Source organism: Bacillus sp. N5-665, from assembly GCF_022637375.2.
Taxonomy (GTDB): Bacteria; Bacillota; Bacilli; order Bacillales; family Bacillaceae_G; genus Bacillus_A; species Bacillus_A wiedmannii.
The window spans coordinates 4379741-4401297 of sequence record NZ_CP093325.1 but is presented as its reverse complement, the minus strand read 5'-3'; the positions used below and the strand labels follow the sequence as shown (position 1 = coordinate 4401297).

The following is a 21557-nucleotide window of genomic DNA, read 5'->3' as shown; positions in this document are numbered from 1 at the left end:
GGATGAAGAAGAGTAAAAGGCTTTCCCAAATGGAAGGCCTTTTACTCTTCTTTTCCAATCTTTTTCTTTTCGCGTTTCTTACATTCAGAGCATTTCGATTTACGAAAAGGCTTTGCAAAGAATAGTAGAATGAAAAATAAGCCGAATATAATGCTGGATGAGTTTTTCACGATCACAATGCTGCTATTTTTCATTTGAATCGTTGGTTGCATTTCTTTTTCTTCCATAGTAGACCTCCATATATTGGATTTTCCTTTTAATTATAGCAAAGTTAATTGTTGTAATGATGCGAAATGAGGAAGTAGTTGTAAATATTTATCGGTAGTATAAATACATTTTGTAGAGGTTTTTATTACAAGAACACCATATTGTTATTTTTAAATTTAAAAGATGTTTGATAAATGATAAAGTATTGTAAAAAAGCGGAATCTGTAAGCCATTTCCTTTTCATAGATGCTAAAATTATATATGCAGCTGCTAATATAAATGGAAAAAAGGAGACAGTAGAATATGGAAAGTAAAGTAGAACGCTATGTCGAAAACTATGTGGTAAATAAAAATACAATGGCCTTACTTCCTGTTATTCTAAGTGAGAAGAAAATTGTTACACGAGTTGTTGAGATGGAAGATTCTTTTTTCGTATTTCAAAAGCCCCTAGATATTATAGAAAGAAGTTGCCGCAAGCATGGCTCTAGTTTCTTAGGCAGAAAAGAAGGAACGAAAGAGTTAACTCATATTACACATAAAGCACCGATTGCGATTAGTCCAACAGATCAACTTTATTTTTTCCCTACTTATTCTTACTCTAGAAAAGAGTGCGCTTGGTTGTCTCATTTTTATATTGAAAGTAATAAAGAGTTAAAAGATGGAAATGTCATTGTTAGATTTATAAATGGCTTTGCTGTGAAATTAGAAATATCAAAAAGTAGTTTTGAAAATCAACAAAATCGTACAGCGAAATTGCGTACTGAATATGAAGATCGTAGAAAAAAACAAGGAAATCCTTCCTTCAAATTAATTGATAAAAATGAGGAATCTAGATTAAAACCAGCATATGAGAAAGTGTATTTTGTTAAGGAAGGCGAAATGTGAGAGGATGGGGGAACCCCCATCTTTTTTATTTGTCAGCTTTTGTCGGTAAGTCGATATATTCGAAAAATCGCTGATAAAAATCGAGTTGTGGTTGATATATTTGAAAAATCGCTGATAAAATGCGAGTTACAATCGATATATTCAGAAAATCGCCGATATAGTTTCAGTTAACAAGGAATTTACCACTAAAACAAAAGGATCATTTCCAAAATCGCAAAACGTCTTGTCGAATATTGATAGATTATCATAGCGTAATAATGAAGGAATTCTCATGGAAGGTATGGAAACTTAATAATTACATCTCCATATGTCGTATCTACCATTTCCTCTTTCATATAAGCAATGATACAGTAGAGGTAGTACTTAGAGTAAAGGGGTAAAGTGTAGAATGGATTTTCAGACAATCAAAGAGTATTTTTCACCAGAAAATATGGATCATATTGTTGAAAGCTATAAAGCGTTCGGACCACTTCTTGGTATTGGTTTACCGATGATAGAAGCGCTGATTCCGGCATTGCCACTCATCGTATTTGTACTGGCGAATGCTGTTGCATTTGGATTTTGGCTCGGTTTTCTTTATTCTTGGCTTGGATCAGTAATGGGCGCCTTACTTGTCTTTTTCATTATCCGCCATTTTGGTCGAAGTCGTTTCTTTTCTTTTGTAAATAAGCATGAGAGAGTACGAAAGGCAATGGGGTGGATTGAAAGGAAAGGCTTTGCGCCAATTTTCGTCATATTTTGTTTTCCGTTTACACCGTCTGCGCTTATAAATGTTGTCGCTGGTTTATCTCGCATTAGTGTAAAGCAGTTTGGACTTGCGCTCGCGTTCGGAAAGCTTGTGATGATTTTTATTTTAACGTATATCGGTCATGATTTAATGTCATTTATTCATAATCCGGTGAAATCAGTCATTGTAGCAATTGGTATTTTTATTTTATGGTATGTCGGTAAGAAAATCGAAGTAAAGTTAGAACTACATTAAGAATAGTCTTCTTTATTCAGCTATTTGAGGGCAGTAAAACTCCCACCTCAAAATTCGGTTGGATAGGTGAGAGCCTTGTTGCTCGTAAATGCTAGATTGGTGTGGCTGATAAGGAGTGGGGATGAACAAAACTCCCGCCGATTCAGTTTCACTTTATAAATGCAGGCTTCATTATTAAAGGATAAGGGGAGAAGCTGATGAAGAAAACTTTGAAAAAAGAAGGCATAGAGTGGATACGAACAATTTTAATTGGTGTATTATTAGCTGTATTTTTTCGAACGTTTTTCTTTTCAACGTACGTTGTAGAGGGGAAGTCAATGATGCCGACATTGCAAGATGGCAATATGCTCGTTGTAAATAAGGTGAGTTATCAAGTAGGGGACTTGAACAGGTTTGATGTTGTTGTGTTTCATGCGAATAAAAAAGAGGACTACGTAAAACGAATTATCGGTCTACCTGGGGATCAAATTGAATATAAGCATGATAAACTGTATATAAATGGACAATTCGTGGATGAACCTTATTTAGAGACATATAAGAAAGAGATAAATGGACGACAACTAACGGGTGATTTTAAACTAGAAGAGTTAACGAAAGAAAATTCGGTGCCGCCTGGATATATTTTTGTAGTAGGTGATAATCGCCTCGGGAGCTGGGATAGTAGACACTTTGGATTTGTAAAAGCTGATACAGTTGTCGGTAAAGTTGATTTACGATATTGGCCAATTCAAGAGGTGCAAACGAATTTTTCAAAAGGTTGATATAATAGGTAGAAGTATAGAAAAAGACAAACTACTCTGTTTGTCTTTTTTCGTGTACTATAATACAATTATAGTAGCAAACTAACGTTCGTTATGTAAGTGAAAGGTGGGGTTACATGTCACTTCGATTTGTGATTGGTAGAGCGGGAAGTGGAAAAAGTACACTTTGTTTACACGAAGTGCAGGAAGAGTTAAAGCAACGCCCAAGAGGGAAGACAATATTATATCTTGTGCCAGAACAGATGACATTCCAAACGCAGCAGGCGTTAATCGGGAGTGAGGATGTAAGAGGTTCTATTCGGGCACAAGTTTTTAGTTTTTCACGATTAGCGTGGAAGGTGCTGCAAGAAGTCGGCGGAGCGAGTCGTCTTCACATTGATGAAGCGGGCGTACATATGTTGCTTCGTAAAATTGTTGAGTCTCGTAAAGAGGGATTATCGGTGTTCCAAAAAGCAGCGGAGCAAAACGGTTTCTTTGAACATCTTGGTAGTATGATTGCGGAGTTTAAACGTTACAATGTGACGCCATCTAACGTATATGAAATGTGGCAACAATTAGACGCACATAGTAGCAGTGCAGAACAAAAGCTATTAGCGAATAAAGTGTATGATTTACAACTATTATATGATGATTTTGAACGTGCTTTAATCGGAAAATATTTGGATTCAGAAGACTACCTACAATTGTTAGTCGAAAAGCTTCCACAGTCTGAATATGTAAATGGGGCTGAAATTTATATAGATGGATTTCATTCGTTCTCACCGCAAGAACTAGAAATTTTAAGACAGCTTATGATTTGCGGCGCGAGAGTTACGATCACGTTAACGATAGATGAAAAAACGTTAGCGCAGCCAGTAAATGAACTAGATTTATTTTATGAAACGACGTTAACGTATGAAAAAATAAAGCAAGTGGCGCGTGAAGAGAAGATAGAAATTGAAAAAACAATTCCACTTATGGAACAACCGCGCTTTCATTCGCAAGCATTAGCGCATTTAGAAACTCATTACGAAGCACGTCCAAATGAAAAGTTTCACGGAGAAGCAAGTGTAACGATTAGTACAGCAGCGAATTTACGAGCTGAAGTAGAAGGTGTTGCGCGTGAAATTCGTAGACTTGTGGCGGATGAAGACTATCGTTACCGAGATATTGCAGTCCTTCTTCGTAACGGAGAAAGTTATTACGATGTGATGCGAACGCTATTTACAGATTATAATATCCCGCACTTCATCGATGAAAAACGCCCGATGTCACATCATCCGCTAGTAGAATGCATTCGTTCTGCACTCGAGATTATTAGCGGAAATTGGCGTTATGATGCAGTGTTCCGCTGCGTGAAAACAGAGCTTTTATATCCACTAGACGTAAGAAAAGAAACGATGCGCGAAGAGATGGATGAGTTTGAAAACTACTGTTTAGCGTACGGTGTACAAGGGAAGAGATGGACTTCTGAGGATCCGTGGATGTATCGCCGCTATCGTTCTCTTGACGATACGGACGAGATGATTACAGACAGTGAACGTGAAATGGAAGAGAGAATAAATCGACTGCGCGACGTTGTAAGAACGCCTGTTATTCGTATGCAAAAAAGACTGAAGCGAGCGGGAACAGTTATGCAAATGTGCGAAGCTGTTTATTTATTTTTAGAAGAGCTAGACGTTCCAAAAAAACTAGAAGCATTACGTATTCGTGCAGAAGAGAGCGGAGATTTCTTATTTGCGACAGATCATGAGCAAGTATGGGAAGAAGTAATGAGTCTTCTTGATACATTCGTTGAGATGCTTGGCGAAGAGAAAATGTCACTTTCTATGTTCACAGATGTTATGTCGACAGGTCTTGAGGCGCTTCAATTTGCAAACATTCCGCCGTCATTAGACCAAGTGTTAATTGCTAATATTGATCGTTCAAGATTATCAAATGTGAAAGCAACATTTGTCATTGGCGTGAATGAAGGAGTTATTCCAGCAGCACCGATGGATGAAGGGATGCTTTCTGATGAAGAAAGAGATGTTCTTAGCGTTGCAGGTATCGAATTAGCACCAACGACGAGACAAACCTTATTAGAAGAACAGTTCGTTATGTATCAAATGGTAACGAGAGCAACTGAGAAATTATATATTTCATGCCCGCTTGCAGATGAAGAAGGGAAGACGTTACTTGCGTCTAGCTTTATTAAGAAAGTAAAAAGAATGTTCCCTGATGTGAAAGATACATTTATTACAAATGACGTAAATGATTTATCACGTTCGGAACAAATTTCATATGTAGCAACGCCAGAAGTAACGTTGTCATATGTTATGCAGCAACTTCAAACGTGGAAGCGATATGGATTTGAAGGGAATTTAGATTTTTGGTGGGATGTATATAACTTCTACGTAACTTCAGATGAATGGAAACAAAAAAGTAGCCGCGTATTATCAAGTTTATTCTACCGAAATCGTGCGCAAAAGCTAAGTACAGTTGTAAGTAGAGATTTATACGGAGATAAAATAAAAGGAAGCGTATCTCGTATGGAACTATTTAACCGTTGCGCATATGCTCATTTCGCGCAGCACGGTTTATCCTTAAGAGAGCGTGATATTTTCAAACTGGATGCGCCAGATATCGGGGAACTATTCCATGCAGCGCTGAAGAGAATTGCGGACAGGCTATTACGTGAAAACCGTACTTGGGCGGATTTATCAATAAAAGAGTGTGAGCATCTTTCGGCTGTAGTAATAGAAGAGATTGCACCGTTATTACAAAGACAAATTTTATTAAGTTCAAATCGTCATTTCTATTTAAAACAAAAACTACAACAAATCATTTTCCGTACATCAATCATTCTTCGTGAACATGCGAAGTCAAGCGGTTTCGTACCAGTTGATTTAGAAGTGCCATTCGGTATGGGCGGTACAGGATCGCTTCCGCCGATGGAATTCTCATTACCAAATGGTGTAAAGATGGAAGTAGTTGGTCGTATTGACCGTGTTGATAAGGCGGAAGATGAAAACGGAACGTTCCTACGTATTATTGACTATAAATCAAGCTCAAAAGCGTTAGATTTAACGGAAGTGTATTACGGATTAGCACTTCAAATGTTAACGTATTTAGATGTTGTTACTTCAAATGCACATACGTGGATGAAAAAAGGCGGCACGGCATCACCGGCTGGTGTACTGTACTTCCATATTCATAACCCGATCGTTGAGATGAAAGGTGACGCATCTGAAGCAGAAATTGAGAAAGAGATTTTAAAGAAATTTAAAATGAAAGGTCTCGTACTAGGAGACGCTGATGTTGTGCGTTTAATGGATAACAAACTTTCAACAGGAAGTTCTGATATTATTTCTGCTGGTTTGAAAAAAGACGGTAGCTTTAGTGCGCGTTCAAGCATTGCAAGTGAACAAGAGTTTAACGTACTGCAAAAATACGTACACCATACGTTTGAAAATATCGGAAAAGACATTACAGAAGGCGTTATTGATATTGCTCCTTATAAGAAGGGGAATAAAGCGGCGTGTACGTTCTGTAACTTCAAATCTGTTTGTCAGTTCGATGAATCACTTGAAGATAACCAGTTCCGTACGCTAAAAGATATGAAAGATAGCGAAGCGATGGAGAAAATTAGAGAGGAGGTTGGCGGAGAATGATTGAAAATTGGCCTAAAAAACCAGAAGGTAGTCAGTGGACGGATGACCAGTGGAAAGCGGTTGTAGCGAACGGACGTGATATATTAGTCGCAGCAGCAGCTGGATCAGGGAAAACAGCAGTATTAGTTGAACGTATTATTAAAAAGATTATAAATGAAGAAAACCCAGTCGATGTCGACCGCCTGCTCGTTGTAACATTTACGAATGCAGCGGCGCAAGAGATGAAAAACAGAATTGGGGAAGCACTAGAAAAAGTATTAATTGATGAGCCAGGATCGCAGCACGTAAGAAAGCAGCTTAGCTTATTAAATAAAGCTTCTATTTCGACGATCCATTCCTTTTGTTTACAAGTAATTAGAGGATACTATTACATGCTTGATGTGGATCCTCGTTTCCGCATTGCGAATCAAACGGAAAATGAACTGTTAAAAGAAGAAGTATTAGATGACATATTAGAAGAAGAGTACGGAATTGAAGATAATAGTATTTTCTTTGAACTCGTTGATCGTTATACGAGTGACCGTAGTGATGATGACTTACAGCGTATGATTTTAGCGCTTCATACAGAATCAAGAGCGCATCCAAATCCGGAAAAATGGCTCGATAAATTAGTAGAAGCATACGACGTGGAAGGAAAGACAATTGAAGATTTAGTGTATGCTTCTTACTTATTAGAAGATGTGAAATTCCAGCTTGAAACAGCAGAGGCACATATTCGTAAAGCGACTGAACTCGCAATGTTTCCTGACGGTCCGGCGCCCCGCGTTGAAACCCTGCAAGCAGATGCAGTTTTACTTGGAACGTTGTCATCAGCTGCTTGTGAGTCGTGGACAAGTGTGTATGAAGCGATGCAAAATGTATCGTGGCAAACGTTAAAGCGTATTAAGAAAAGTGATTACAACGAGGATGTTGTAAAACAAGTAGACTCTCTTCGTAATAAAGCGAAAGATGAAGTGAAGAAATTACAAGAAGAGTTATTTAGCCGCAGACCTGAAAGTTTCTTACGAGATTTTCAAGATATGCATCCTGTATTAGAAAAACTCGTACAGCTTGTAAAAGTATTTACAGAGCGTTTCCAAGCGATGAAGCGAGATAAAGGAATGGTCGATTTCACAGATTTAGAGCATTTCTGTTTACAAATTTTAAGTGAACAAAGTGAAAACGGTGAAATGAAGCCGTCAGCAGTAGCGCTTCAATATCGTAATAAATTTGCTGAAGTACTAGTCGATGAATATCAAGATACGAACTTTGTGCAGGAATCCATTATTAAATTCGTAACGAAAGATTCTGAGAGTGAAGGAAACTTGTTCATGGTAGGTGACGTGAAGCAGTCGATTTATCGTTTCCGACTAGCAGAACCAGGACTATTCTTAGGAAAGTATAAACGCTTTACGCAAGAAGGATTAGGCGGCGGAATGAAGATCGATTTAGCGAAAAACTTCCGTAGTCGTCATGAAGTGTTAGCAGGTACGAACTTTATTTTCAAACAAATTATGGGCGAAGAAGTCGGAGAAATCGACTACGATGCTGACGCTGAATTAAAGTTAGGTGCTAGCTATCCAGAAGGTGAAGATGTAGCGGCTGAACTACTATGTATTCAGCAAACAGAAGAAGAAGTGCAAGACGGAGAAGAAGGTGCGGAAGTAGAAAAAGCACAACTTGAAGCTCGTCTTATGGCGCAGCGTATTAAAGCGATGGTTGATTCAGGTTATGAAGTGTATGATCGTAAAACGGATAGTATGCGCCCTGTACAATACCGTGACTTCGTTATTTTACTTCGCTCTATGCCGTGGGCGCCGCAAATTATGGAAGAGTTAAAGCTGCAAGGAATTCCAGTATACGCTGATCTTGCGACTGGTTACTTTGAAGCGACAGAAGTAAATATTATGATGAACGTATTCCGCGTGATCGATAATCCGATGCAAGATATTCCGCTTGCCGCCGTACTTCGTTCACCAATCGTTGGACTAAATGATGAAGAACTTGCGACGCTTCGTGCTCACGGAAAGAAAGGTTCGTTTTATGAAGTAATGAGCTCATTCTTAAAAGGGGCACCGCTTGAAGAAGAAAAAGAATTACATGATAAATTACAGTGGTTTTATAACTTACTGCAAGGATGGCGTGAATTCGCGCGTCAACAGTCACTTTCTGATTTAATTTGGAAAGTGTACGGTGAGACAGGTTATTACGATTTTGTCGGCGGTTTACCAGCCGGAAAGCAAAGGCAAGCAAACCTGCGTGTACTTTATGACCGTGCAAGACAATATGAAGCAACATCGTTTAGAGGATTATTCCGCTTCTTACGCTTTATTGAGCGTATTTTAGAACGCGGTGATGATATGGGAACGGCGAGAGCTTTAGGTGAACAAGAAGATGTCGTTCGTATTATGACGATTCATAAAAGTAAAGGACTTGAGTTCCCAGTCGTATTTGTAGCGGGACTAGGTCGTCGTTTTAATACACAAGATTTAATGAAACGTTTCTTACTGCATAAAGACTTCGGTTTCGGTTCACAATTTATCGATCCTCGTAAACGAATTAAATATACGACATTATCGCAACTAGCAATTAAGCGTAAAATGAAAATGGAATTAATCGCGGAAGAAATGCGCGTGTTATACGTAGCGTTAACGCGTGCGAAAGAGAAGTTAATTTTAATTGGAACGGTTAAAGATGCCAATAAAGAAATGGAAAAATGGCTCGATGCAAGGGAGCATAGTGAATGGTTATTACCAGACCATATACGTGCCGGAGCGTCCTGTTATTTAGATTGGATTGCACCTTCATTATATAGACATCGTGATAGTGAAATGCTTCTTGAATTAGGGCAAGGAAGCATTCCGGGTGAAATTTATGGATATGACACGAGCTGGAAAGTAGAAGTTGTTGACGGCAAAACGTTACTTGCACCAGAACCGGTTCAAGAAGAGAAACAAGAATTACTAGAAGCACTTCGTGAGAAAAAAGCTGTTCCGTTAGAAAGTGAACGAAAAGAAGAAGTGCATAACAGATTAATGTGGAAGTACGGATATGAGGAAGCAACATCTCACCGTGCGAAACAGTCTGTGACAGAAATAAAGAGAAACTACCAATCAGAAGAAGGTAGCGATAATGCCTTTATTAAAAAACTGCGTGCACCAATTAAAACGCGTCCTCGTTTTATGGAAAAAAAAGGATTAACGTATGCTGAAAGAGGTACGGCGGTTCACGCTGTTATGCAGCATGTTGATTTGAAGCAGCCGATTACAGAAGAAGTGATTCGGGAGCAAATTGCCGGAATGGTAAATAAGGAATTATTAACATTCGAACAAGCTGAAGAAGTAGCAATTGAAAAAGTGATTTCATTCTTTGACAGTGACCTAGGTAAGAGGGTATTAGCGGCGAAAAGTGTTGAGCGTGAAGTACCATTTACGATGATGCTTGCAGCAGAAGAGGCGTATCAAGATTGGCAAGGTAAGGGTGACGAAACGATACTTGTCCAAGGGGTTATCGACTGCATGATTGAAGAGGAAGATGGTATCACTTTAATTGATTTTAAAACGGATACGATTGAAGGAAAGTTCCCAGGTGGATTCGATCAAGCAAAACCAATTTTAGAAGATCGATACAAAGTGCAGCTTTCGTTATATGCAAAGGCACTTGAAAAAAGCTTACAACATCCTGTGAAAGAGAAATGCTTATACTTCTTTGATGGCAATCATGTTGTAAAAGTTGAGGAATAGAGGGACTTGAAAATGGAAACGGAAAAAACGTTAAGAACGTGTGAAAAAGGACATGAATACTATAAAAGTAGCGATTGTCCAACTTGCCCAGCTTGTGAGAAAGAAAAGAAACCAACAACAGGGTTTCTTTCACTTCTTTCATCACCAGCACGAAATGCGTTGCAACATCATGGAATTCACACTATAGAAGAACTCTCAAAGTATAGTGAAAAAGAAATTTTAAAACTACATGGTATGGGACCAGCATCTTTGCCGAAGCTTAGAAAGGCTTTGGAGGAGAGCGGATTATCATTTAAATAAATGAAACAGTAAACAGTGTTTTTTTTGATAATCTTGAATGAGATAAAAGAAAAAAGTAGGAGAATATCTCCTACTTTTTTTACGCTGTTCCAATCTGATCTTGATCGGCCACATCAGAATCAAACGTATTTGTTGCACTAACGCCGCTAAAAGTGTTTACGACAAATCCAACATTGGAAGCTCCGGATCCATTATAAGCTTTCGTATTCTCTTTCGGAGACACGTTATAAAAATCCCCTAAATTGAACGAACCATTACTGTTTTGAACGACGAGATTTCCAACAACAGAAGGCATACTATCCACCCACTTTACTAAGCTTTTTAATTACTATATGAATTATTGTGCGGAAGGTTCATCCGTAATATATTGGCGGATTTGCATAATACGAGAGTTATTAAAAACATAATCAACATTTCCAATTTGAAAGCAACCAGAATTTAAAAGTGTTCGCAATTCAACATTGTTTACTTCAATAAAAGGGCATTCATTTACAATGTTTAATTTTACATCTGTCGTTCGTTTTGGGATTGTGATGTGTTCATCTGTAAAGATTTCAAATGCGTCTAAGCGGCCTTCGTCTTTTATATAACAAGGAATTTCCCTGTGGACGGCAAGAGCCCTACTTTTTAACTCCATTTGATTTGCATCTCCAACTTGAAATACAGCAGTAATCCCTAAAGAAATAATAGAAACATTTTGGACAACAGACACATGATGTAACATAATTTCTCAGTCTCCTTAACCTGGAGTAGGAGGGACATCTGTGACTAATGGTACAAATGGACCCTCTGTAACAGTTTCAAATGGTGTATCAAGAATAGAAGATAGTATGAGGAAATTTGCATCCCCAATTAAAAAGAGTGCGGATGATGATACACCGTTCATTTTAATCTGTCCGACTTTTAACTCGCGATTTACAACGTTAACATTCATACATACTTACTCCTTTCGGAAATTGCCCGGTATGTGTTGAATAAAAGATAGAAAGGCTTTGTCGATATCATGTTTCATTGCTTGGAGAATGATATCGCGTAAATAATCTGGATTTGTTGAAGAACCTTCGTATGATTGTGCTTGTGATAAATAATAAGGAAGCCTATGCTCCATCTGTTTTTTTATGTCATCAACCATCATTTGTCGATACATTTCATCGAGCGGCGTTCTCTCTTCTTGTTCAAAATGGAGAATTCGATTATATGCTTCTTCATCTAAGTAACGATGCATTTCTTGAAGGATACCTTGGTAAAAATCAGGGTTTGTATCTGTTTCAGGATTTACTTTTAACGTTTCTGTATCCACTTGAAAATCTTCAATTTGCTGTCCTTTTGCTGAAAACGGATTTAAACCAATATTTAAAGTGCCATTTAAATTTTCTACTTTTAATTGATCGAATTTGTATTCCACTTTTCCTACAGAAGAGGAGGGGCGATTTTTTAATTCGGTAAGCTCTTCTTGTAATAGACGCACTTGATCTTCTAGATGAAGGATGGTTGCTTGTTGTGCTTGAAGAGCTTGTTGAAGTTGGTGTAAGTAAGTATATATATCTTGATTCATTTTGTGAAACCTCCTTTTCAGTAGGGAGGGTAAAAATATTCCTGCTATATATTTATGACAAGGATGTCTTAAGAAGAACTAGTTGATGGTTTGATAGAAATAATTTGTCCTTTCGCCTGCAATGGGCGAAGGGGCTCTGTAAATCCGCCAGTATTTGAGAATTTAGATAGAGCTTTAATACTTCCTGCAGTACCAATTTGGAATACAGAAGAGGTTGTAATGCTATCAATTTTAATGCTATTAATGATGATGCTTTGGTTTACATAAAGATTCAATGCAATCGCCTCCTCTAAGTTGAACCAATTATCGCTTGATCAATTACATCTGAATCATTGACAGTCGTTGCGCTTTGATAATTGTAGACAGAAACGTTATCTCCCACATTAAAAGAGCCGGCCCCGGCGAAAGCGCGTGAATAACTAATAGGCCTAATCGCAAATACATCTCCAATATGAAAAATACCACTTGATCCAATATTGACGATACGAATATGTCCGACCATAGCTGGCATACAAAACACCTTTCGTTTTTAAAATTTTCTTTTCTACTATTGTATGGGCGTTTTCAATAAAATGTGTTTTTTTTTTTATAAAAGAAACACACACGTTATTGCGTGTGTGTATTGAGTGTTTGATTAGGGTGAAAATCCGTATGTACATGCCAAATTACATTTAAGAGCCTGTCCAGTTCTTGGCTGCAATCCACTGTTTTTTGAGAAGTCATTCCGTAGCGTTCAGCAAAATAAATCATTTTTTCACGTTTTTTTTCAATCGCTTGCTCAAACATTGAAATCGGCTCCATCTCTAAATGAAATTTTTAGTATATATGTAGTACATATTATACAAAAACCCCATAAAAAAGAAATACCTTCGCTAAAAAAAGTAAAATTTCTACATTTTATGCCAAATATAAAGGAGTGACGAATAGGATAGGAGAAGAATATTGTAAAAATTAGCGTGCATGAGAAGGTTTTTTTCTTACGGATGCGAATACAATTAAAGGGTATGAGTTTTAGGATGGAGAGTGGAAATATTGCGTTTGGTAACGGCGAAAAAAGAAGAAAAGGTATTTGTAGGTGTTGTGGATGAAGAGGAAGAAAAGGTATTGCATGTAAGAGAAGCGCAAAGACAAAAAGGGGAAAAGGTTACGATTCCGATTACAATGTTAGAGTGTATTGAAAGAGGAACCGAATGCTTTGAAAAAATATGTGATATTGTAAATTGGGCGAAGGAAAATGAAGGGGCAGCGTATTATCCGTTAACTGAGGTGAAAATATTAGCGCCAATTCCAAGGCCAAGGAAGAATATTCTTTGCGTTGGAAAAAATTATCGTGAGCATGCGATAGAAATGGGCGGAGTAGAGTCAATTCCAGAAAATATAATGATCTTTACGAAAGCGCCGACGACAGTTATTGGAATGGATGAAAAAATTAATAGTCATCCTCACGCAACGAATGAACTAGACTATGAAGGAGAACTAGCTATCATCATCGGTAAGCGAGGGAAACAAATAAAAAAAGAAAAAGCGCTTGAGCATGTTTTTGGTTACACCATTATAAATGATATAACTGCTCGCGACATTCAACGGAAGCATAAACAATTTTTTCTTGGAAAAAGTTTTGATACATTTTGTCCGATGGGACCGTATTTAATTCATAAATCAATGGTTAGTTCGCCAAATGCGTTACACATTGAAACGGTAGTAAATGGGGAAGTAAGGCAAACTTCAAATACAAATAAAATGATTTTTTCAATAGAAGAAATCATTTCAACGATAAGTAAAGGAATGACGTTAGAGCCAGGCGATATTATCGCAACAGGAACGCCGGCTGGTGTCGGAAAAGGTTTCACACCACCGAAGTTTTTGCATGCTGGTGATGAAGTGGTTATTACAGTAGAAGGAATTGGTACTTTGCGAAATGTAGTGAAATGAAAAAAGAGCTATCTTGTGAAAAGATAGCTCTTTTCTATGGTCTTGGATGATAGAGGTAATCGATAACCGAAAAAGTGTAAAGACCAACGAATGCAAGTGTACAAATACCAAATAATATAACCGTAAGTGCGCTTTTTTCTCGTCCAAAACCAATGATAGTAAGAATAACAGCAGTCCAAAATGATGCTTTCAGTAGTGTGAATGTAGTAGAAGTGGAGTAGTGGCTAAGCAATGTTACGGAAATTAGGAAGCCAAAGAATGTAACTAAAATAAAAGATGTAGCTAAATAGTTAATATGTTTACCATATCGTAATAACATATCGCACCTGCTTTCTAAAATAAAAATACAGAAAATTACAATTTTATTTTAGTATAAATCAATATAAAAAGAAAGAGGTTGTCCCAACATGTAGGACAACCTCTCTATTATTACGATAATACCGCTTTAATTTTTTGGAACGCCCACTCTAAATCTTCTTCAGAGATTACTAGAGGTGGTGCGATACGAATTACATTTTCGTGTGTTTCTTTACATAATAGACCAGCTGCTTTTAGTTGTTCACAGTAAGGACGAGCTGGCTCGTTTAATTCGATACCGATGAATAAGCCTTTACCACGAATATCAGTAATCATTGGGTTATCAATTTCTTTTAATTGCCCAACTAATTTTTCGCCTAATTGAAGAGAACGCTCTGTTAATTTTTCTTCCTCTAACACTTCAAGAGCTGCGATAGAAACAGCACATGCAAGTGGGTTACCACCGAATGTAGAACCGTGAGAACCTGGCTCGAATACGCCTAAAATGTCGCGGTTTGCTGCTACGCAAGAGATTGGGAATACGCCGCCGCCAAGTGCTTTACCAAGTATGTACATGTCAGGAGTTACATTGTCCCAATCACAAGCAAATACTTTACCAGTACGGCCTAAACCTGTTTGGATTTCATCTGCTACAAATAAAACGTTTTCTTTTTTACATACTTCAAGAGCTTCTTTTAAGAAACCAGCTGGTGGGATGTTAATTCCTGCTTCACCTTGGATTGGCTCTAAAATGAATGCAGCTGTATTTGGTGTAATTGCGGCTTTTAACGCTTCTAAATCACCGTAAGGAATTACGATAATGCCAGGAAGCATTGGACCGAATCCACGCTTGTACTCTTCGTTTGAAGACATAGAAACAGCACCCATTGTACGGCCGTGGAAGTTATCTTCGCAAACGATGATTTCAGCACGGTTTGCTTCTACTTTCTTCACATCATAAGCCCAGCGGCGAGCTGTTTTAATTGCAGTTTCAACAGCTTCTGCACCTGTATTCATTGGAAGTACCATTTCTTTATTAGTTAGTTTCGCAACTTTTTCGTACCAAGGACCTAATTGATCGCTATGGAAAGCACGAGAAGTTAACGTAACACGATTAGCTTGGTCAATTAAAGCGTTAATAATTTTTGGGTGACGATGACCTTGGTTTACTGCAGAATATGCACTTAATAAGTCCATATAGCGGTTTCCTTCAGGATCTTCTACCCAAACGCCTTCTGCTTTAGAAATAACGATTGGAAGTGGGTGATAGTTATTTGCCCCGTATGTGTCTGTAAGTTCGATAATATCCTTAGTTTGAATCATGATTGTTCCCCCTTTTGTTATTACAAGAAGTTTGTAAATACTCTAAATATTATATCATTTAAATGTAAAAAAGCGAAACATTTCCTGAAAATAAATGAACATGTTATCATATAGAGTGAAAAAGTGTGAAAAGAGGAGGTAGGGGATACGATGGTACATATGCATATTACAGCATGGGCGTTAGGTTTAATTTTATTCTTCGTTGCGTATTCACTTTATTCAGCAGGAAGAAAAGGTAAAGGTGTACATATGGGGCTTCGTCTTATGTACATTATCATTATTGTGACAGGTTTCATGTTGTACATGGGTATTATGAAGACTGCAACAAGTAACATGCACATGTGGTATGGTTTAAAAATGGTAGCTGGTATTTTAGTTATCGGTGGAATGGAAATGGTTCTTGTAAAAATGAGCAAGAACAAAGCAACAGGGGCAGTTTGGGGACTATTTATTGTTGCACTAGTAGCAGTATTTTACCTTGGACTGAAATTACCGATTGGCTGGCAAGTATTCTAATAAAAAATAAAACCACCTTATAATCTCAAAGACTTGGGAGATAAGGTGGTTTTTTATTTCATCCCGTAAACACCCGATTGGTGAAGGCTAATAATCAGTGGGGGATACCCCACTGATTAAAGTTTCACTTTATGTTGCATCGATATGCAACTCTTCTCCGTTTACTTTCGTAAAACGAAACATGTTTTTATTTGACGTAGCGTGACGGACGAAATGGTGCTGTAGTGTACAAATCATTTCTTCGTTATCAAACAAAAGAATATTTACTCCTTCGCATGCTTCCTCTTTCGGTAAGAAAGATAAATAATTATGACAATACATGCAATCATATAAAGAGTAGTGAAGGGATTGCAATGATTCGGTTAATAACGTAAAGACAGAGTCAGGTAATTCCTCAAGCCATTCCGTATAGCTAAGAAGTAATTTCTTTCGAATTCGTATCATTTCTCCGTTTTGCAAATGGTGCTGTTCGTTGGCGATTTGTAATACATCTTGTTCATAGAAACGAGCTGGTAGCCAGTTGTTGTGATACAAAATTTCAAAGCCATCTTCGGCAATATCTTCTAATAAAAATGCTTCATCATTTTCATCATCAAAGAATACCCATTCATTGTTTATATATTCTACATTACCGACTGTATGAGCGCGTGGCTGGTTATATAAAATATGGTTACGTTGTATCATATATGATTTCTCCTTAATAAAAAAGTAGTTATTTCTGTTATAGACAGTTCGGGCATTCTTTATAACTAGACACATCTAGACATAGGTGGGCATACAATAACACACGTTTTACTGAGTGAAAATGCTATTCCATATGTGGATAGTAGGTTATCGTTAAGTTTTTCATTTTTTTGATCCGCACCTCTAAGGTGGGGATTACTGCTCGTTTAGGAAAAGAAATAAGATGGAAGGATGATTCGTATGTGCGGGATTACAGGATGGGTGGATTATAAACGCTCATTAGAAGGAGAACGGGACGTCGTTACGAAGATGGCTGAGACGTTAGCGAAACGTGGCCCAGATGATAATAAAGTTTGGATTAAAGGCAATGTCGCATTTGGGCATAAACGGTTAATCGTTGTTGATCCTGAGGGTGGTAAACAACCGATGACTTGTTTAAAAGACGAAACGAATTATGCAATTTGCTATAACGGTGAACTGTATAATACAGAAGATATTCGAAAGGAATTATTAAGAAGAGGATATACGTTCAAAGGTCATTCGGATACGGAGGTGCTATTAGCGTCGTATATTGAATGGAAAGAAGAATGTGTCGATCATTTAAACGGTATATATGCGTTTGCCGTATGGGATGAACAGAAAGAACAAGTATTTATTGCACGAGATCGACTAGGTGTAAAACCGCTATTTTATAAATATGATAGTGGGCGATTACTATTTGGTTCAGAGTTAAAAGCGATATTAGCGCATCCAGATGTGAAGGCGGAAGTAACGTTAGAAGGATTATCCGAAATATTCGGTCTTGGGCCGTCTAGAACACCTGGTCATGGCATTTATGCTGGTATAAAAGAATTACGTCCAGGGCATGCGATGACATTTTCAAAGAACGGTTTATGTATATGGAGATATTGGAATGTGGAAAGCAAAAAACATGAAGATTCTTTTGAAGAAACAGTAGAGAAAACACGCTTTTTATTACAAGATGCGATTACAAGGCAGCTCGTTTCGGATGTACCACTATGTACTTTTCTATCAGGAGGTGTAGATTCGAGTGCGATTACAGCAATTGCTGCGAAAGAATATGCAAGGTCAGGAAAAGGGCAATTACACACATACTCTGTTGATTATGAAGATAATGACAAATACTTTAAAGCGAATGCGTTTCAGCCGAATTCAGATGCGCCATTTATTCATTTGATGACTGAGACGTTTCAAACAAACCATCATCGCTGCGTCATTTCAAATGAACAATTAGCACAGTATTTAACAGAAGCAGTACTCGTTCGTGATTTGCCTGGTATGGCAGATATCGATTCGTCATTATTATGGTTTTGCCGCGAAATTAAACAAGATTTTGTCGTCGGTTTATCTGGGGAATGTGCAGACGAAATATTTGGTGGTTATCCGTGGTTTTATAGAGAAGATGATTTACAATCGAGTGCGTTTCCGTGGATGCGCTCTACAGAAGCGCGTGAACAACTGCTAAAGAAAGAATGGAGAAATAAATTAAACTTACAACAATATGTACAGCAGCGTTATGAAGAATCCATTCAAGAAGTTCCTATTTTAGAGGGAGAAAGCCCAATTGAAGCAAAGAGACGACAACTATTTTACTTGAATATGGTATGGTTTATGACAACATTATTAGACAGAAAAGACCGTATGAGTATGGGGGCAAGCTTAGAAGTACGTGTTCCATTTGCGGATCACCGACTTGTCGAATATGCGTGGAATATTCCTTGGGAAATGAAAATGTATAAAAACCGCGAAAAAGGTCTATTGCGTAAAGCGTTAGAAGGGTTACTTCCAAATGACATCCTATATAGAAAGAAGAGCCCATATCCGAAAACGCATAATCCGCACTATACGAAAGCAGTAACAGTATGGCTACAAGATTTATTAACGGATAAAGGCTCAATTTTGCACGAACTATTTGATAAAGAACAGCTGAGCGGATTAATTGAGTCAGGCGGTAGTGCATTTCAATCGCCTTGGTTCGGTCAATTAATGACTGGGCCGCAACTTTTAGCTCACTTAGCGCAAATTCACGTTTGGTTTAAAGAATATGGGGTAAATATTAAAGAATAGAAGAAAAGCGACTTACTTTTATGTAAGTCGCTTTTTATTAAAGAAATTGTCAAATAAAATTCAAAATTATATTAGAAATAATACTTATTTAGAATAATTATTTTGACGTACTTATTATTAGTTGTTATAATTGGAAACAAATGTTCTTGAAAAAGCTTCTCATTTATAAAATTGAGGTGTTATATAGATGACAAAGAAAAAAATAGGTTTACTCGTAATGGCGTATGGAACGCCAGAATCATTAGATGATGTAGAAGCGTACTATAAACATATTCGCCATGGGCATAAACCTTCAGAAGAAGCACTCCAAGACTTAATCGGGCGCTATAAAGCGATTGGCGGAATTTCACCACTTGCAAAAATTACGAAAGAGCAAGCGCATAAATTAACAGATTCTATGAATAATATATTTACAGAGTATGAATTTACTTGTTACTTAGGATTAAAACATATAGCCCCATTTATAGAAGATGCAGTAGAAGAGATGAAGCGCGATGGAATTGAGCAAGCGATTAGTATCGTATTAGCACCGCATTATTCTACATTTAGCATTAAAGCATATAATGACCGTGCTATTCGTCTTTCGGAAGAAATCGGTGGTCCTGTTATTGAACCGATTGAACAATGGTACGATGAACCGAAGTTTATTTCGTATTGGGTAGATCAAATAAAAGAAACATTTACAAAGATTGAAGATAAAGAGAAAGCAGTCGTAATTTTTTCAGCACATAGTTTGCCAGAAAAAATTATTACAGCAGGGGACCCTTATGTGGAGCAATTGCAGCATACAGCAGATTTAATTGCGGAGGCTGCCAATATTCAAAACTATACAACGGGTTGGCAAAGTGCTGGAAATACGCCTGACCCATGGATTGGTCCGGATGTGCAAGATTTAACGAGAGATTTATTTGAAGAGCGTAGATATGAATCTTTCATATATTGCCCAGTTGGCTTTGTGGCAGAGCATTTAGAAGTTTTATATGACAACGATTATGAGTGTAAAGTTGTAACTGATGAATTAAATGTCGCATATTTTAGACCAAATATGCCGAATTCACAATCTGTATTCATCGATTGCTTAGCTGAAATTGTTTCCAAAAAAATGAAGGGAATGGTTGACAAGAATTTAGTTTTGAATAATAATTAGTTTATAATGATTTTAAATAAATAATAATTACTATGAAAGAAAGAGGAGGATCCCCCTAGATGAATCCAAATAATCGCTTAACAACAAACCAAGGTGCTCCAGTTGGAGACAACCAAAATTCTCGTACAGCTGGTCGCCGTGGACCGGTATTATTAGAAGACTATCATTTAGTAGAAAAACTTGCGCACTTTGATCGTGAACGTATTCCAGAGCGTGTTGTGCATGCACGTGGTGCAGGTGCTCACGGTGTGTTCGTAACGAAAAACAGCATGAAGCAATATACGAAAGCAGCATTTTTACAAAATGAAGGAACTGAAACGCCTGTATTTGTTCGTTTCTCAACGGTTATTCATGGTCAAGGTTCTCCAGAAACAGCTCGTGACCCACGCGGGTTCGCTGTTAAATTCTATACAGAAGAAGGAAATTACGATATCGTAGGTAACCATTTACCGGTCTTCTTCATTCGTGATGCAATTAAATTCCCTGATATGGTGCATTCTTTAAAACCAGCACCTGATACAAATGTTCAAACACCAGATCGTTACTGGGATTTCATGACGTTAAGTCCGGAATCTACACATATGATGACGTGGGTATTTTCTGATTACGGTACACCAGCAAGCTATCGTGAAATGGAAGGTTTCGGTGTCCATTCATTTAAATGGATTAATGCAGAAGGTAAAATCGTCTACATTAAATATCACTGGAAACCACAGCAAAGTGTACGTAACTTAAGTGCAAAAGAGGTGCAAGAAGTACAAGGGAAAGATTTCAACCATGCAACTCGTGACTTGTTCGATGCAATCGAAAAAGGAAATTATCCGAAGTGGGATTTACACGTACAAGTGATGCAACTAGATGAAACGGATTCTTTAGACTTTGATCCGCTAGATCCAACGAAAGTATGGCCAGAAGATCGCTTCCCGTTAATTGAAGTAGGGACAATGACGTTAAATCGTAACCCAAAAAACTTCTTCGCTGAAGTAGAACAAGTGGCGTTCTCTCCAAGTGCAACTGTAAATGGTATTGAACCATCTGAAGATAAATTATTACAAGGTCGTTTATTCTCTTATCCAGATACACAGCGTTACCGTCTTGGTGCGAACTACTTACAAATTCCTGTAAACTGCCCGTACGCAGCTGTTCATAATCAACAACGTGATGGTGCGATGCAAATCAATCAAAACCCATCTACAATTAACTACGAACCGAGCCGTCATACTGAAAATCCAGTTGAAGACAAAGCTTACCGCGATTCAACTATGAAAGTAGAAGGCTATGTATCTCGTGAAAAAATTGACAAACCAAATGATTTCAAACAAGCAGGTGAGCGTTACCGTTCATTCTCTAAAGAAGAGCAAGACAATTTAATTGCAAACTTAACAAATGACTTAAAAGACGTAAATGAGCGCACAAAATTACTGGCCATTTGTAACTTCTTCCGTGCAGATCACGATTACGGAATGCGTTTAGCGCAAGCTTTAAATGTTGATATTACGCAATATGTGGGAAATGCTCCGAAATAA

22 protein-coding genes are annotated in these 21557 nt (G+C 37.7%); 11 read left to right on the top strand and 11 right to left on the bottom strand.

Going from position 1 to position 21557, the window contains the following annotated elements:
- Positions 1–41: 41 nt before the first annotated feature.
- Complete coding sequence (locus MNO09_RS25195) at positions 42–227, bottom strand: hypothetical protein (protein WP_000391440.1); 186 nt, start codon at positions 225–227, stop codon at positions 42–44.
- A gap of 283 nt (positions 228–510) precedes the next feature.
- On the opposite strand from MNO09_RS25195, the gene MNO09_RS25190 reads away from it, so the two are divergent.
- The 6 genes from MNO09_RS25190 to MNO09_RS25165 all read left to right on the top strand — a co-directional run bounded on the left by MNO09_RS25190 (position 511) and on the right by MNO09_RS25165 (position 10489).
- The gene (locus MNO09_RS25190; RefSeq protein WP_000444424.1) at positions 511–1092 is read left to right on the top strand and encodes a competence protein ComK; all 582 of its coding nucleotides are present in this window, start codon (positions 511–513) and stop codon (positions 1090–1092) included.
- A gap of 388 nt (positions 1093–1480) precedes the next feature.
- Complete coding sequence (locus MNO09_RS25185; RefSeq protein WP_000347517.1) at positions 1481–2074, top strand: TVP38/TMEM64 family protein; 594 nt, start codon at positions 1481–1483, stop codon at positions 2072–2074.
- 197 nt (positions 2075–2271) lie between these two features.
- Entirely contained in the window at positions 2272–2835 is a 564-nt protein-coding gene (gene lepB / locus MNO09_RS25180; RefSeq protein WP_000751908.1) for a signal peptidase I, read from the top strand.
- Positions 2836–2951: 116 nt separating this feature from the next.
- Positions 2952–6467, top strand: a complete 3516-nt coding sequence (gene addB / locus MNO09_RS25175) for a helicase-exonuclease AddAB subunit AddB (RefSeq protein WP_000058581.1) — start codon at positions 2952–2954, stop codon at positions 6465–6467.
- The gene (gene addA / locus MNO09_RS25170; protein WP_000572284.1) at positions 6464–10189 is read left to right on the top strand and encodes a helicase-exonuclease AddAB subunit AddA; all 3726 of its coding nucleotides are present in this window, start codon (positions 6464–6466) and stop codon (positions 10187–10189) included. The genes addB and addA overlap by 4 nt, the downstream gene beginning before the upstream one ends.
- Before the next feature lie 12 nt (positions 10190–10201).
- Complete coding sequence (locus tag MNO09_RS25165) at positions 10202–10489, top strand: RNA polymerase alpha subunit C-terminal domain-containing protein (RefSeq protein WP_000447115.1); 288 nt, start codon at positions 10202–10204, stop codon at positions 10487–10489.
- Between the two features lie 79 nt (positions 10490–10568).
- Here the strand turns inward: MNO09_RS25165 and gerPF are convergent, their stop codons facing one another.
- The 7 genes from gerPF to MNO09_RS25130 form a co-directional block, all read right to left on the bottom strand.
- Positions 10569–10784 carry a spore germination protein GerPF gene (gene gerPF / locus MNO09_RS25160; protein ID WP_001141570.1) on the bottom strand — a complete coding sequence of 72 codons (216 nt, stop codon included), beginning with the start codon at positions 10782–10784 and terminating at the stop codon, positions 10569–10571.
- 42 nt (positions 10785–10826) lie between these two features.
- On the bottom strand, positions 10827–11213 hold the full coding sequence (locus MNO09_RS25155; RefSeq protein WP_000902339.1) for a spore germination protein GerPE: 387 nt from the start codon (positions 11211–11213) through the stop codon (positions 10827–10829).
- A gap of 15 nt (positions 11214–11228) precedes the next feature.
- Positions 11229–11423, bottom strand: coding sequence for a spore germination protein GerPD (gene gerPD, locus MNO09_RS25150; protein WP_001102341.1), 195 nt, complete (start codon positions 11421–11423; stop codon positions 11229–11231).
- A gap of 6 nt (positions 11424–11429) precedes the next feature.
- Complete coding sequence (gerPC, locus tag MNO09_RS25145; RefSeq protein WP_001070745.1) at positions 11430–12044, bottom strand: spore germination protein GerPC; 615 nt, start codon at positions 12042–12044, stop codon at positions 11430–11432.
- 68 nt (positions 12045–12112) lie between these two features.
- A complete protein-coding gene (gerPB, locus tag MNO09_RS25140; RefSeq protein WP_001055456.1) occupies positions 12113–12319 on the bottom strand; it encodes a spore germination protein GerPB in 207 nt (68 codons plus the stop codon).
- Positions 12320–12333: 14 nt separating this feature from the next.
- Positions 12334–12555, bottom strand: coding sequence for a spore germination protein GerPA (gerPA, locus tag MNO09_RS25135; protein WP_001111187.1), 222 nt, complete (start codon positions 12553–12555; stop codon positions 12334–12336).
- A gap of 95 nt (positions 12556–12650) precedes the next feature.
- A complete protein-coding gene (locus tag MNO09_RS25130) occupies positions 12651–12830 on the bottom strand; it encodes an aspartyl-phosphate phosphatase Spo0E family protein (RefSeq protein ID WP_000462847.1) in 180 nt (59 codons plus the stop codon).
- Between the two features lie 246 nt (positions 12831–13076).
- On the opposite strand from MNO09_RS25130, the gene MNO09_RS25125 reads away from it, so the two are divergent.
- The gene (locus MNO09_RS25125) at positions 13077–13976 is read left to right on the top strand and encodes a fumarylacetoacetate hydrolase family protein (protein ID WP_001241733.1); all 900 of its coding nucleotides are present in this window, start codon (positions 13077–13079) and stop codon (positions 13974–13976) included.
- Positions 13977–14010: 34 nt separating this feature from the next.
- On the opposite strand, the gene MNO09_RS25120 is transcribed toward MNO09_RS25125, so the two are convergent.
- Both MNO09_RS25120 and rocD read right to left on the bottom strand, forming a co-directional pair.
- On the bottom strand, positions 14011–14295 hold the full coding sequence (locus MNO09_RS25120) for a hypothetical protein (RefSeq protein WP_000926860.1): 285 nt from the start codon (positions 14293–14295) through the stop codon (positions 14011–14013).
- Positions 14296–14405: 110 nt separating this feature from the next.
- Entirely contained in the window at positions 14406–15596 is a 1191-nt protein-coding gene (gene rocD / locus MNO09_RS25115) for an ornithine aminotransferase (RefSeq protein ID WP_000616651.1), read from the bottom strand.
- A 150-nt stretch (positions 15597–15746) separates the two neighbouring features.
- Here rocD and MNO09_RS25110 point away from each other — a divergent pair, with 150 nt between their 5' ends.
- Entirely contained in the window at positions 15747–16112 is a 366-nt protein-coding gene (locus MNO09_RS25110) for a YisL family protein (protein WP_000233492.1), read from the top strand.
- A 129-nt stretch (positions 16113–16241) separates the two neighbouring features.
- Here MNO09_RS25110 and MNO09_RS25105 read toward each other — a convergent pair whose 3' ends face one another.
- The gene (locus MNO09_RS25105; RefSeq protein WP_000616065.1) at positions 16242–16796 is read right to left on the bottom strand and encodes a DUF2777 domain-containing protein; all 555 of its coding nucleotides are present in this window, start codon (positions 16794–16796) and stop codon (positions 16242–16244) included.
- Positions 16797–17036: 240 nt separating this feature from the next.
- Here MNO09_RS25105 and asnB point away from each other — a divergent pair, with 240 nt between their 5' ends.
- The 3 genes from asnB (at position 17037) to katB (ending at position 21557) form a co-directional block, all read left to right on the top strand.
- Positions 17037–18884, top strand: a complete 1848-nt coding sequence (asnB, locus tag MNO09_RS25100; protein ID WP_000333990.1) for an asparagine synthase (glutamine-hydrolyzing) — start codon at positions 17037–17039, stop codon at positions 18882–18884.
- A 187-nt stretch (positions 18885–19071) separates the two neighbouring features.
- Entirely contained in the window at positions 19072–20031 is a 960-nt protein-coding gene (hemH, locus tag MNO09_RS25095) for a ferrochelatase (protein ID WP_088106945.1), read from the top strand.
- Between the two features lie 59 nt (positions 20032–20090).
- The gene (gene katB, locus MNO09_RS25090) at positions 20091–21557 is read left to right on the top strand and encodes a catalase KatB (protein ID WP_001069186.1); all 1467 of its coding nucleotides are present in this window, start codon (positions 20091–20093) and stop codon (positions 21555–21557) included.

Bases quoted from the DNA above. Each gene is read 5' to 3' on its own strand.
- MNO09_RS25195 (WP_000391440.1), bottom strand. From the start codon at position 227: ATGGAAGAAAAAGAAATGCAACCAACGATTCAAATGAAAAATAGCAGC.
- MNO09_RS25190 (WP_000444424.1), top strand. From the start codon at position 511: ATGGAAAGTAAAGTAGAACGCTATGTCGAAAACTATGTGGTAAATAAA.
- MNO09_RS25185 (WP_000347517.1), top strand. From the start codon at position 1,481: ATGGATTTTCAGACAATCAAAGAGTATTTTTCACCAGAAAATATGGAT.
- lepB (WP_000751908.1), top strand. From the start codon at position 2,272: ATGAAGAAAACTTTGAAAAAAGAAGGCATAGAGTGGATACGAACAATT.
- addB (WP_000058581.1), top strand. From the start codon at position 2,952: ATGTCACTTCGATTTGTGATTGGTAGAGCGGGAAGTGGAAAAAGTACA.
- addA (WP_000572284.1), top strand. From the start codon at position 6,464: ATGATTGAAAATTGGCCTAAAAAACCAGAAGGTAGTCAGTGGACGGAT.
- MNO09_RS25165 (WP_000447115.1), top strand. From the start codon at position 10,202: ATGGAAACGGAAAAAACGTTAAGAACGTGTGAAAAAGGACATGAATAC.
- gerPF (WP_001141570.1), bottom strand. From the start codon at position 10,784: ATGCCTTCTGTTGTTGGAAATCTCGTCGTTCAAAACAGTAATGGTTCG.
- MNO09_RS25155 (WP_000902339.1), bottom strand. From the start codon at position 11,213: ATGTTACATCATGTGTCTGTTGTCCAAAATGTTTCTATTATTTCTTTA.
- gerPD (WP_001102341.1), bottom strand. From the start codon at position 11,423: ATGAATGTTAACGTTGTAAATCGCGAGTTAAAAGTCGGACAGATTAAA.
- gerPC (WP_001070745.1), bottom strand. From the start codon at position 12,044: ATGAATCAAGATATATATACTTACTTACACCAACTTCAACAAGCTCTT.
- gerPA (WP_001111187.1), bottom strand. From the start codon at position 12,555: ATGCCAGCTATGGTCGGACATATTCGTATCGTCAATATTGGATCAAGT.
- MNO09_RS25130 (WP_000462847.1), bottom strand. From the start codon at position 12,830: ATGTTTGAGCAAGCGATTGAAAAAAAACGTGAAAAAATGATTTATTTT.
- MNO09_RS25120 (WP_000926860.1), bottom strand. From the start codon at position 14,295: ATGTTATTACGATATGGTAAACATATTAACTATTTAGCTACATCTTTT.
- rocD (WP_000616651.1), bottom strand. From the start codon at position 15,596: ATGATTCAAACTAAGGATATTATCGAACTTACAGACACATACGGGGCA.
- MNO09_RS25110 (WP_000233492.1), top strand. From the start codon at position 15,747: ATGGTACATATGCATATTACAGCATGGGCGTTAGGTTTAATTTTATTC.
- MNO09_RS25105 (WP_000616065.1), bottom strand. From the start codon at position 16,796: ATGATACAACGTAACCATATTTTATATAACCAGCCACGCGCTCATACA.
- asnB (WP_000333990.1), top strand. From the start codon at position 17,037: ATGTGCGGGATTACAGGATGGGTGGATTATAAACGCTCATTAGAAGGA.
- hemH (WP_088106945.1), top strand. From the start codon at position 19,072: ATGACAAAGAAAAAAATAGGTTTACTCGTAATGGCGTATGGAACGCCA.
- katB (WP_001069186.1), top strand. From the start codon at position 20,091: ATGAATCCAAATAATCGCTTAACAACAAACCAAGGTGCTCCAGTTGGA.